The sequence below is a fragment of the Thermotoga profunda AZM34c06 genome (genome assembly GCF_000828675.1).
In the GTDB taxonomy this organism is placed as follows: domain Bacteria; phylum Thermotogota; class Thermotogae; order Thermotogales; family DSM-5069; genus Pseudothermotoga_B; species Pseudothermotoga_B profunda.
In genome coordinates this window covers 1,629,297-1,640,441 of sequence record NZ_AP014510.1, presented here as the reverse complement: position 1 = coordinate 1,640,441, position 11,145 = coordinate 1,629,297, and the positions used below count along the sequence as shown (strand labels likewise).

At 39.4% G+C, this 11,145-nt stretch carries 13 protein-coding genes; all 13 read right to left on the bottom strand.

Annotated features, from left to right (window positions below):
- Window positions 1-6: 6 nt before the first annotated feature.
- The 13 genes from flhB to TSP02S_RS07880 all read right to left on the bottom strand — a co-directional run bounded on the left by flhB (window position 7) and on the right by TSP02S_RS07880 (window position 10,943).
- Entirely contained in the window at window positions 7-1,137 is a 1,131-nt protein-coding gene (flhB, locus tag TSP02S_RS07940; protein ID WP_082025968.1) for a flagellar biosynthesis protein FlhB, read from the bottom strand.
- Window positions 1,059-1,835: a flagellar biosynthetic protein FliR gene (fliR, locus tag TSP02S_RS07935; protein ID WP_041083254.1), complete on the bottom strand. Its 777-nt coding sequence runs from the start codon at window positions 1,833-1,835 to the stop codon at window positions 1,059-1,061. Before fliR ends, flhB begins: the two co-directional genes overlap by 79 nt.
- A 1-nt stretch (window position 1,836) precedes the next feature.
- A complete protein-coding gene (fliQ, locus tag TSP02S_RS07930) occupies window positions 1,837-2,103 on the bottom strand; it encodes a flagellar biosynthesis protein FliQ (protein ID WP_041083252.1) in 267 nt (88 codons plus the stop codon).
- 6 nt (window positions 2,104-2,109) lie between these two features.
- Window positions 2,110-2,862, bottom strand: a complete 753-nt coding sequence (fliP, locus tag TSP02S_RS07925; RefSeq protein ID WP_041083250.1) for a flagellar type III secretion system pore protein FliP — start codon at window positions 2,860-2,862, stop codon at window positions 2,110-2,112.
- The gene (locus TSP02S_RS07920; RefSeq protein ID WP_041083249.1) at window positions 2,859-3,173 is read right to left on the bottom strand and encodes a FliO/MopB family protein; all 315 of its coding nucleotides are present in this window, start codon (window positions 3,171-3,173) and stop codon (window positions 2,859-2,861) included. Before TSP02S_RS07920 ends, fliP begins: the two co-directional genes overlap by 4 nt.
- A gap of 29 nt (window positions 3,174-3,202) precedes the next feature.
- Window positions 3,203-3,562 (bottom strand): chemotaxis protein CheY, encoded by a 360-nt coding sequence (cheY, locus tag TSP02S_RS07915; protein ID WP_041083247.1) that lies wholly within the window; start codon window positions 3,560-3,562, stop codon window positions 3,203-3,205.
- Window positions 3,562-4,023 carry a chemotaxis protein CheW gene (locus TSP02S_RS07910; RefSeq protein WP_041083245.1) on the bottom strand — a complete coding sequence of 154 codons (462 nt, stop codon included), beginning with the start codon at window positions 4,021-4,023 and terminating at the stop codon, window positions 3,562-3,564. Before TSP02S_RS07910 ends, cheY begins: the two co-directional genes overlap by 1 nt.
- A 17-nt stretch (window positions 4,024-4,040) precedes the next feature.
- Window positions 4,041-6,014, bottom strand: coding sequence for a chemotaxis protein CheA (locus tag TSP02S_RS07905; RefSeq protein WP_041083243.1), 1,974 nt, complete (start codon window positions 6,012-6,014; stop codon window positions 4,041-4,043).
- Between the two features lie 33 nt (window positions 6,015-6,047).
- The gene (locus tag TSP02S_RS07900; RefSeq protein WP_041083241.1) at window positions 6,048-7,268 is read right to left on the bottom strand and encodes a competence/damage-inducible protein A; all 1,221 of its coding nucleotides are present in this window, start codon (window positions 7,266-7,268) and stop codon (window positions 6,048-6,050) included.
- Between the two features lie 70 nt (window positions 7,269-7,338).
- The gene (locus TSP02S_RS07895) at window positions 7,339-8,817 is read right to left on the bottom strand and encodes a tripartite tricarboxylate transporter permease (protein WP_232503686.1); all 1,479 of its coding nucleotides are present in this window, start codon (window positions 8,815-8,817) and stop codon (window positions 7,339-7,341) included.
- Between the two features lie 7 nt (window positions 8,818-8,824).
- Window positions 8,825-9,307 carry a tripartite tricarboxylate transporter TctB family protein gene (locus TSP02S_RS07890; protein WP_041083239.1) on the bottom strand — a complete coding sequence of 161 codons (483 nt, stop codon included), beginning with the start codon at window positions 9,305-9,307 and terminating at the stop codon, window positions 8,825-8,827.
- A 40-nt stretch (window positions 9,308-9,347) separates the two neighbouring features.
- Window positions 9,348-10,304: a tripartite tricarboxylate transporter substrate binding protein gene (locus tag TSP02S_RS07885; protein ID WP_041083237.1), complete on the bottom strand. Its 957-nt coding sequence runs from the start codon at window positions 10,302-10,304 to the stop codon at window positions 9,348-9,350.
- A 6-nt stretch (window positions 10,305-10,310) separates the two neighbouring features.
- Entirely contained in the window at window positions 10,311-10,943 is a 633-nt protein-coding gene (locus tag TSP02S_RS07880) for a bifunctional 2-keto-4-hydroxyglutarate aldolase/2-keto-3-deoxy-6-phosphogluconate aldolase (RefSeq protein ID WP_041083235.1), read from the bottom strand.
- Window positions 10,944-11,145 lie beyond the last annotated feature (202 nt).

Genomic DNA, 11,145 nt, shown 5'->3' with positions numbered 1-11,145 from the left:
TGATCGCTATCGTAGAGAATAAACGTAGGCTAATATTTCAGCAACTGCTCGGTAGAGTCCTGCCGGTATTTGTTCGCCTATGTCTGTCATTTTGTAAAGCTGCCGAGCGACTTCGGGGTTTTGGACGATTGGTATATTGTTTTGCCTTGCTATTTCAATTATCTTTTGGGCAATTTCATCCATACCTTTTGCCAAAACAACTGGTGCTTCCATTTCATCGGGATCGTATTTCAAAGCAACGGCTATGTGAGTTGGGTTTGTGATCACAACATCGGCTTGGGGTACTTGCTGAAGCATTCTTCCTCTTGATAATCTTGCCATGATCTCTCTTTGCCTTCTCTTGACTTCAGGACTACCTTCTACTTCTCGATATTCCTCTTTCAATTCTTGTTTTGTCATTCGTATACTTTTTTCAAATTCCCATCTTTGGTAGAAATAATCAACAATTGCCAATACAAGCAAGGCAATTGAACACTTGAGCATCACTTCGTAGGCTATATCGAATACAAATTTCATTGAGTTACCCACTTCTATGTCTGAATAAAGACTAAAGGAATTGAATTTTGGTCTGATCACAGTATAAGCCACATAACCAACAATGATCATCTTGAATATTGACTTTGCAAGTTCAAAGAGGCTTCTTGTTGAAAACATCCTTTTGAATCCCTCTATCGGATTTATTCTCTTCAAATCAGCTTTTAATGGCTTGAAAGATAAAAGAAAACGTGTTTGCAATGCTCCAACTACCACCGAAGATATTGCAAGCGAGAAAAATAAAACAATCAACATCAATAGTACATCTTTGAACATCTGATAAACCCGCGAAGAAATTTTGTCCAATGTATCAAAGTCATCTAAAAACAAAAATGGGATACTTCCTGATATTGAAAAATCGATGAGTCTTTGCATGATAAATCTCATAACAACAGTTCCTACTAAGAATGATACTGCCATATTGAGTTCTCTGGATACAGCTACTTGCCCTTCTTCGCGAGCCTTTCTACGCCTTCTTGGTGTGGGTTTTTCCGTTCTTTCTGGATCTGCAAACAGCTGAAGATCTATTTTGAAAATGTTTGCACAAAATAGTTCAGGAAATTTATGGTTTTGTTTGCAATCTGGGAAAAGACATCTGCCCATATCGGTATCATCCCCGCAAAGAGTATGAGGCCAACCAGAACCTTCAATGGCATTCCAACCATGAAAACATTCATTTGTGGTACAAGTCTTGATACTATACCCAGAGCTATTGAGACAACGAGCATAAATCCTATCATTGGTAGTCCTATTTTCATCGCTATTTCAAACATCTCAGTAGTCTTACTGGTTAAGATATTGACAAAATCGAAGTTTGTAATTGTTCTTGATAATGGAACAACTCTGAGAGAATCTACAATCGCTTGGTAAACCAACAAATGTCCTTTGAGTGCAACAAATACATACAAACCAAGCATGTACAAAAGCTCTCCTTGCAAAGGTACCTCTTCTCTTTGGGGATCGAAAACAGACGACATAGCAAAGCCCATTTGAGTTCCAAATATTTCACCAGAGACACTCATTGCCACAACTGGAAGGAGAGCTAAGAACCCTATGGCAAGTCCAAATGTATAATTACTAAAGATCGCCAACACAATCTGTAGTACTGGTGTATTCAGGGCTATAGATTCATTCACTGCAGGTAAAGATGTCCAGCCCAAGAAAATAACTAACAAAATCTTTATCTGAACAGGTAAAAACCAATCACCAAAGAATGGTGCTATTGTGAACATTCCTGCAGTTCGTGTGACTATTAAGACCCAACATAGAAACTTGGTTTCAACAAATTGTCTCAGATCCAAATCAGATCATTCCGATCAGCTTTTCCCACATTTCTTGAGCATATTCTATGAGTTTTTCAAACATCCAGCTTCCCAGGAATGTTATGGTTAGCAACATGAGTATTATCTTTGGAGCAAATGTCAATGTCTGTTCGTGTATTTGTGTTACAGCTTGGAAGATACTTATCACAAGTCCAACTATTAGACTGACCAACAAAACAGGCGTAATCACAACTATAATTGTCTGAATACCATCTTTGAATGCATCTATAAAAAGATCAAGGGTCATATCAAATCACCTCGCAAAACTTTTTATCAAACCCGCCACAACCAAATCCCAACCATTTACCGCTATGAATAGGAGCACCTTGAAGGGAAGTGAAATCAATACCGGCGGAATCATGATCATACCCATGCCAAGTAATACACTTGCAACGACCATGTCTATCACAATGAAAGGAATATACAACAATACACCCATTTTGAATCCCAACTCAAGTTCACCGAGCACAAAGGCAGGTATGATTATCGTATTTGGAATGTCATCGATCTTGTCATACTTTTGCCCAACACTCGATGCAAGCAAAAACGCATTGTCCTCGTTGTGATGGTTTATTAACTCATTCACCATGAAAACACGGACTCTTTGCATCATTCTTGAAAAAAGTTCTTGATAACCTATCTCTCCTTTCATATAAGGCGTGATTGCTCCGTTGTATATGTCGGTCCAAACGGGTTGCATGATAAAAAACGTTAAAAAAAGTGCCAAACCGACGAGTACTTGGGAAGGAGGCGTTTGTCTTGTACCGAGGGCATTTCTCAAAAATGAGAATGCGACTATTATTCTTGTGAAAGATGTGAAAAGAATTATGATACTTGGCGCCAAGCTCAATATTGTCAAAATAAGGAGGATTTCAAGTGTTACAACCAAATCTCTTTGGTTCTGGGCAGGTGAAATTCCTATACTGATCGAAGGAAAAGGTAACTCATCTTGAGGAAGAATCAATGTTGGCAGAAAAATAAGTACCAACACCAGGACTTTTCTCATTTTTCTTCGGTTCCTTTCTCACGTCTTCCAAGTTTCTTGAAAAAGATGTGTGAAAAACTCTCGGTTTGCTCCAATTGACCTATATCACTCTGTGACAATTCTTTAAGAATAGTCGCACTATTCGGTGTAACAAGTAGGAAAAAATAATTCTCCATGACTCGAACTAAAACCACAGAGCAATTTTTGTCTATGTAATGTCTTTCGAGTACCTTGATATTTTTTGATGCACCGAATATGTTTCGTCTTTTGACGATGAAATATACTATACCAAGAAAACCTATCAAAAAAGCAAAGGCTAAAAGTACCTGCAAAAAAAGCGAGCCTATTCATCCCACCTCGATCAGCCAATTTTCTGAAGAGCCTCTATGACCCTGCTGTGCTGAAATGGTTTGACGATGAAGTCTTTTGCTCCTGCCTGGATTGCTTCTATTACCATTGCTTGCTGACCCATAGCACTACAGACGATAATCTTGGCATCTGGTGCAAACTCTCTGATCTTTTTAATCGCGTCGATACCGTTCATCTCGGGCATAGTGATGTCCATGGTGACTATATCTGGTTTCAATTCTTTGAATTTTTCGACAGCTTCAACTCCATTCGCTGCTTCTCCGGCAACTTCATACCCTGCTTTTGTTATTATGTCCTTGAGAAGCATTCTCATAAACGCAGCATCATCGACTATTAGTACTCGTTTTGCCATTACCATACCCCCTCACTACTGTATTCTCCAACGGCGATCAGCTCGCCGAGTATTTTTTCCAGGTTCAAGTACACTATTAATTCTTCACCTTTTTTGATGATACCTTTACATTTTTCACCGAATTTCTCAAGTTCATGTAATTTCTCAACTTCTGATATATCACATCGCGAGACTCCTTTGACTTTGTTGACCAAAAAGCTCACCTCAATTTCTTCCAAATTCACGACTATCACTTTTTCATCCCCTGTTTTCTCGGAATCGATACCTAATAACATACCCAGGTTTATCACAGGCACTATTCTTCCACGCAGGTTCATAACACCAAGTACGGTTTTCTTGGACCTTGGTACCGGCGTTATATCTGGTTTCTCTATGACCACACTCACATGTTCAACATCGAATGCCATTTCTTGTCCACCAACATCAAAAACGAATACCTCAAATTCTGTTTCATTCTGCATAAAATCCCTCCCAAGGATCAAGCAATATTTGCTATGTCGAGTATCAAAGCTATGCTACCGTCTCCAAGTATTGCACCACCACTGAAGATTCTAACATCGCTAAAAATCTTGCCGAGAGATTTGATCACTATATCTTCTTGTCCTATTAATGCATCAACTGTTAATCCGTATTTTCTGTTTCCAACTCGGACTATGACAGTATTATAAATAGTGTCTTCCGATTGGTGTGGTAATTCTAATATATCCCACAACTTCACAATTGGAATGATTTCTCCCCTTATGACTGAAACTTGACGATCCTGAATTCTCTGAATTTGGTCCTTTGAAATATTCAAAGTGCTGTCGATATTCGCAATTGGAATCGCATAAACAAAATTATTGACCTTCACAAGAAGTGCTTGGATTATAGCAAGCGTTAATGGTAATCTCACTGTTACTGCTGTTCCTTTGTTTTTCGCACTCTCTATACTCACTGTTCCATTTAATGACTCAACAACATTTTTAACCACATCCAACCCGACTCCTCGACCCGACAGCTCCGTAGTCTCGGTTTTTGTTGAGAAACCAGGCATGAAGAGGAATTCGTAAACCTTCTCATCGGGTAATGATTCAGCTTGCGCTTCATTTATTAATCCTTTCTCGACGGCTTTCTTGATAACAGTTGATCTATCAATCCCCCGACCGTCGTCCCTGACCTCTATGACCACATTGTTTCCTTCATGTCTTGCTGAAAGTATAACTGTTCCAACTGGTGGCTTACCCTTTGCCAAACGTTCTTCTTTTGATTCTATACCATGATCTATTGCGTTTCTTAACATGTGTAACAAAGGTTCACCTATATCCTCGACAAAGGTTCTATCCAACTCTGTGTCTTCTCCTTGCATGATGAAGTTGATCTCTTTGTTCAACTGTTTTGCTACGTCCCTAACCATCCTCGGGAATCTATTAAACACAAATGATATCGGAACCATTCTTATTTTCATCACAACATTTTGTAGATCCAAACTAATTCTATTTAATTGCGACAGACTTTCATCGACCTCTTTTATACTATATTTTCTAAGTGTATCAGCTATCCTGCTCCTTGAAATCACAAGTTCGCCCATCAAATTCATCAGGTTATCCAATTTATCGATGTCAACGCGAACAGTCTGAGTGAATCTTTTTCTCTCTTTTGTTGACTCGGTTTTGGTTTCTTCTTTTTTCTCTTCGGATTCAACTGTCTTGACAATTTTTTCTTCTGCGTGTGAAATATCCTTAATGGTAACTTTTTCTATTTCTGATATAGACATCACAATATTCCTTAATGTTTCTTTTTCTTCCTTGATTACTGCAACTATTTCTACATCCCGATCGAATTTTTCCTGCTCGATATCTTCAACAGGTGGCTTAGAACTCAGTATCTGTCCACCATGATCTTCAATAGCCTTGAAAACCATGTACATTCTAACAGCTTTGAACTGAGTGCCTTCAGATAGCGTGATAGTCAACTGATATGCATTGTATCCTTCCCTCACAGCTTCATCAATGATTTTTTTGATAGATTCAGATATAACTACAGATGGTTCAGTTATCTTTTGTTCTTTGGAGGTTTCTTTACTCTCTACTCCAGCTGAGAGTATTTCAAAACTCTGTGTGAATTCAGCAACATCGAGCTCTGGTAATTGATCTGTCCCACTTTTGACAATAGAATTGATCATCTTTTCCAGAACATCTACGCCAACAAAGAGTCGATCCAACATCGTCGAATCAAGTTTGATTTTTTTGCTTCTAATTTTATCAAGCAACTGTTCCATTTTATGGCATAACTTTGACATCGTTTCAAATCCCATTGTACCTGACATTCCCTTTAATGTATGAAGCGCTCTAAAAGTCTCATTAATTGCCTCTGAGTCTTGATAATCTTTTTCAAGTTTTAGTAACGAGTCATTGAGTGTTTGAATGTATTCTTTACTTTCATCGATAAAGACACTCAGGTATTGTTCATTCATGGTGATTCCTCCCATCAATTACTGTAAAAATTATTATACCACGCAGTTAAGAGCCTTCAAAACTAAATATAAACCATATGCAGAAACACGCATTCTGAAAATATTTCTTTCCTGTGGATAGAACAACTGAGTGACTTTTTCTACTCCGTCTCCGACTACGCAAAGAAAAACCGTGCCCACAGGCTTTTCATCTGTACCTCCACTTGGTCCAGCTATGCCGGAAACAGAAATCGCCAGATCACTACCTGTGAGCTGTTTGATTCCGTGCGCCATCTGTACAACACATTGTTCACTGACCGCGCCATACTTCATCAAGACTTCATCACTGACCTTCAACAACTTGCTTTTGACCGAATTGTCATATGCTACTATGCCACCGAGAAAAACTTCAGATGCTCCTGGTACACTTACTATTCTGGAACTTATCATACCGCCAGTACAGGACTCGGCAACTGATAGTGTTTTATTTTTTTCTTTAAGACACTTCACCACAGTTTGTTCAAGTGTTGTGTCACCAAATCCTATGAAATGATCTTTGATCTTGTCAATCAATTTGGCTGCCAACTCATTTGCTTTTTCATAGTCTTGTACTGCACAGGTGAATCTCACTCTTATTCCATCTGCGTATGATGCTTGTGTAGCGATCTTTATTGCAGGATCTGGTGAAAGGTTCACAATCATCTCATCGAGAGTTGATTCTGCAATCGCAAAAAACAACATCGATATAGTGGTAAATTCTTTATCGATTTTTAAATCAACCAGAACACTTTCAAACATGGGTATCAATTCTTGCGGAGGACCAGGTAGAAGGATCAGAATTTTACCTTCGTGGTTTATCAACTGGCCTGGTGCACTCCCTACCTTATTTGGAATTATCGTAGCGCCTTCGATTATCATCGCCTGTCTGTCATTGTTCGCAGCGATATATTTATGATATTGTGAGAGTCTTGTTTTTATTGAATCTCTGAGTTTTTCGTTCAGTACAAGTTTACGTCCTAAAGCAATTGCAACTGCTTCGCGAGTCTTGTCATCTTCGGTGGGTCCAAGACCACCGCTCAAAATGATCATATCGCAATCTCTCATTGAGAGTTTTATTGCTTCGACAATATCATCCAGATTGTCGTCAACTGAAAGATGTCTTTTTACTTTCAAGCCTGACTGTGTCAATTTTTCAGATAGGTATTTAGCATTTGTATTGAGTATAATACCCTCAACTATTTCACTACCAATTGTTATAATGCTTGCAGATTTCACTTTATGGCCTCCTAATAAGAATTATACAAAAAAAGAGCAGTCCTTTCAGACTGCTCTACAAAATCTTGGATTACCTTGAAGCAGGTTTTTTGAAAAGGGAAAAGAACCATGGACCAACAAGGGTGAAGATTATCAACAGAAATAAAACTAAAGAAATGGGTCTGGTTAGAAATGGAAGGAAATTTCCCTTTGTCTTAATGAGGCCAACACGAAGATTGTCTTCAATCATGCGGCCAAGAATCAGTCCCAGTATCATTGGTGCAAGAGGTATTTCGAGCTTCTCAAAAGCATATCCTATCAAACCGAAGATAAGCATTACATAAATATCAAAAAAACTGTTTCTCATCGCATATGAGCCGATTATCGAGAAGAAAACCACAGATGTTAGGACAATACCTGATTTGAGCTTTAGAAATAGCGAAAAGGCCTTGATACCAAGCCAACCTATGGGAATCAAGAGTATCTGAACCAGAATAGCAACTGAAAACAATTGATGGACTAAATCTCGTGATTCGGTAAAGATAAGTGGACCGGGTTTGAGTCCATACATCAGCATTGCACCAAGAACTATTGCAGTTATTGAATCTCCTGGTATACCGAAGACAAGGGCGGGTATCCACGTGCCACCAATTGCTGCGTTGTTCGCGCTGGTTGGAGCAATTACTCCACGAAGACTTCCTTTGCCTATTTCTGGATCCCTTGAAGTATTTTTCTCAATACCATAAGAAACCCATGCGGCTATATCAGCACCAGCACCGGGCAAGGCACCGATAAATGTCCCCACTAAAGACCCTCGAATTATCGTGAATTTGTGTTTCCACATTGCGATTAGACCTTCTCTCACGTTTAACTTTGATTTTTCATTAACTGCAGGAAGTTCCATAGCTTTTCTGCCGGCTTGTATTCTCTTCAAAACTTCTGATAAACCAAATAGACCAATCATTGCAGGTATGAAACTAACACCATCCATGAGTTCAATATTTCCAAAGGTGAATCTTGGGTAACCTGTTGTTACATCAATTCCGATGGTCGAGATAAGTAATCCAAGTGATGCGGAAATAAGTCCTTTAATGGTATTACCTTTGCTCAAGACCGCAGCCATACTCAAGCCGAATATGCCAAGCCAGAAATATTCAAAATTTGTGAATTTCAAGGCAAATTTTGCCAACGGTGGTGCTGTCAGTATCAACAGCAAAACTCCTATCAGTCCTCCAAGCGCTGAGCAAAAAAGATCAAGAGTTAATGCCAGTGAACCCTTGCCTTTTTTTGAAAGTTCAAATCCATCGAGTGTGGCTGCACCAGATGCAGGTGTGCCTGGTATTCTCAAAAAAGTAGCAGGTATATCTCCAGCAAAAATGGCAGTAAAAGAAACACCAAGGACCATGGCCAAACCAGCGATCGGTGGCATGTAATAAGTCACCGGAATGATCAGAGCGACAGCCATAGTCGCAGTTAATCCGGGAATTGCACCAACGAAAATTCCAAAAAACATCGATATGATCAACGGAAAAATCACACTTGGATCAAATAACTTTGCGATTTGCTCCACTTAGTATTCACCTCACAAGAAAAGAAAACAAAGTCCCTTCTGGCAGAGGTACCTTGAACAAAACTTGGAAGATTGTGTACACCAGAAATGCGAGTACTGAAGAATATATGAGAGATTGGTACCATTTGATACTAAATAAAATCATCAAGGCTGTGCCAAGTAGAATAATACCCAAGAATGTACCAAAAAACGTGATGATTGGGACAAAGAATAATACACCAAAGACTGTGAACAAAACATTTAGAATACCAAATTTTGTCAATTCACTCTTGGATTCTAAAGAATTCCGCGTTTTTTTGATGAGTTTCACAAATCCCACGAGTACGCAGTAAAACGCAAAACAAATCAGGATTATCGACAAAATTGTCGGGAAGAATTTTGGACCTGGTAATCTCTCTCCTCTAACGACAAAATCAGGAAAGGAAGAGCTCAGAAAAAGAACTGTTGTAGATATTACGAGTAATATCAAACCTAAAACGAGGTCCTTCATTTTTTCACCTCAAAAAAATGGTAGCCGTGAGGCTACCATCTCACTTAGCATATCCTCCAAGTTCCAAAACATGCTTCCAGTCCTGATCTTGCTTTTTAACAAATTCATAGAACTGTGTACCATTTCTAATTTTGACTCCAAAACCATTTGTATTCATGAAATTTCTAAACGCATCAGAATTTGCTATCTCCAGAATAGCTTGCTCTAAGATGGCCTTTATTTCAGGTGGAGTTTTCTTTGGAACGGCTATACCTCTCCAAGTACCGGCTGACCAATTTATCCCCAATTCCTTCAATGTTGGAACATCTGGAAATCTTGGATCTCGTTCATCAGCCATGATGGCAAGAGCACGCACTTGGCCACTTTGCAATTGTGAAATGGCTTCAGCAAGAGAGCAAGTTACTACATCCACATGACCACCCAAAAGCTCGACTAATCCTTGTGCTGCACCAGTGGTTGGTATCCAGGTTACTGCATCTACAGGGATTCCTGCTGCATCAAGCATACCTATTCTTGCAAGATCCCAGATTCCACCAGCAGCGGTACCTGAAAATAGATATTTTCCTGGATTTGCTTTTATGCTATCTAATAAGTCTTTAAGGGTTTTCCATGTTGAATCTGCTCTGACAATTACTCCAGCAGCATCTTCATTAACTTGCGCGATATAATCAAATGCTTCGAATGTCAAATCAGTTAAACCCATCCAATGCATTGTGGCAATTTCCAATGTCACAAGAGTAAGAGTATAACCATCAGGAGCTGCATAAGCTCCTGCACTGTGGCCTGTAGCTCCGCCTCCACCAGTTTTATTAACAACCACAAATGGTTGACCAAACTTCTTACTCAGTTCATCTGCTAAGAAGCGAGCAAGTCTATCTGTTCCACCGCCTGCGCCCCAAGGACAGATTATGGTGACAGACTTTCTCGGGTAATCAGCCGCCAACAGAAAACTACTAAAAGCAACGAGCAAAACCAAAAAAATCCAGCTTTTTCTCATAAAAAATCACCTCCCAGCAATTTCCTCTTTGGCTTCTTTAACCAACTGAACAAATTTTTTCGCTTTTTCAACAATCTGGTCTTTGGTGCCCTTTGTCAATCCTCCACCGATTCCAACTGCTACAGCACCAGCCTTGATCCATTCTTTGACGTTTTCAAGCTCAACACCGCCTGTTGGCATGATCTTTGCCTGTGGAAGTGGTCCATGAATCGCTTTTATGTAGGATGGGCCGACCGCTGAAGCCGGGAATAGTTTAATCAATGGCACTCCTAATTCGAGAGCTTTCACAATTTCTGTTGGTGTTAAAACTCCTGGTATATACGGTACTCTGTGTTTGTTGCATAATAAAGCTGTCTCTTCAGAGAGATTTGGAGCCACTATGTACTTTGCTCCAGCCTCAATAGCTATCTTTGCTGTGTATGGGTCGAGTACTGTACCAGCTCCGAGAAGAATTTGATCTCCCATTTCCTTGTCTATTTGCTGAATAACCTCAACTGCGTGTGGCACACTGAAAGTTACTTCAATTGCAACGATTCCGCCTTCTCTACAAGCCCTGCACATTTCTACAGCTTTTGAAGGCGAATCTGCCCTGATAACTGCTACAATGCCGCTGTCAATGATTTTTTCCACAATTCCCATTTTCTTTCCCCCTTTCTTTTAACAACTTTATTATACCCTACCATTAATATCAAGCAAACACATTTCCTATATGGAAAAATAACGGTCATCGTCGTCAAATTGGTTACCGAGTTGCTGAGTCAAAAAATCATGTTCTGTGTTTTGTTAACAGATATTACATTTGTCGTTCTTCATTTTTCATTGTGGTTTTGAACCACAGTGT

Excerpts from the sequence above, each read along its gene's own strand:
- flhB (WP_082025968.1), bottom strand. The coding sequence starts at position 1,137 with ATGGGCAGATGTCTTTTCCCAGATTGCAAACAAAACCATAAATTTCCT.
- fliQ (WP_041083252.1), bottom strand. The coding sequence starts at position 2,103 with ATGACCCTTGATCTTTTTATAGATGCATTCAAAGATGGTATTCAGACA.
- fliP (WP_041083250.1), bottom strand. The coding sequence starts at position 2,862 with ATGAGAAAAGTCCTGGTGTTGGTACTTATTTTTCTGCCAACATTGATT.
- cheY (WP_041083247.1), bottom strand. The coding sequence starts at position 3,562 with ATGGCAAAACGAGTACTAATAGTCGATGATGCTGCGTTTATGAGAATG.
- TSP02S_RS07910 (WP_041083245.1), bottom strand. The coding sequence starts at position 4,023 with ATGCAGAATGAAACAGAATTTGAGGTATTCGTTTTTGATGTTGGTGGA.
- TSP02S_RS07905 (WP_041083243.1), bottom strand. The coding sequence starts at position 6,014 with ATGAATGAACAATACCTGAGTGTCTTTATCGATGAAAGTAAAGAATAC.
- TSP02S_RS07890 (WP_041083239.1), bottom strand. The coding sequence starts at position 9,307 with ATGAAGGACCTCGTTTTAGGTTTGATATTACTCGTAATATCTACAACA.
- TSP02S_RS07885 (WP_041083237.1), bottom strand. The coding sequence starts at position 10,304 with ATGAGAAAAAGCTGGATTTTTTTGGTTTTGCTCGTTGCTTTTAGTAGT.
- TSP02S_RS07880 (WP_041083235.1), bottom strand. The coding sequence starts at position 10,943 with ATGGGAATTGTGGAAAAAATCATTGACAGCGGCATTGTAGCAGTTATC.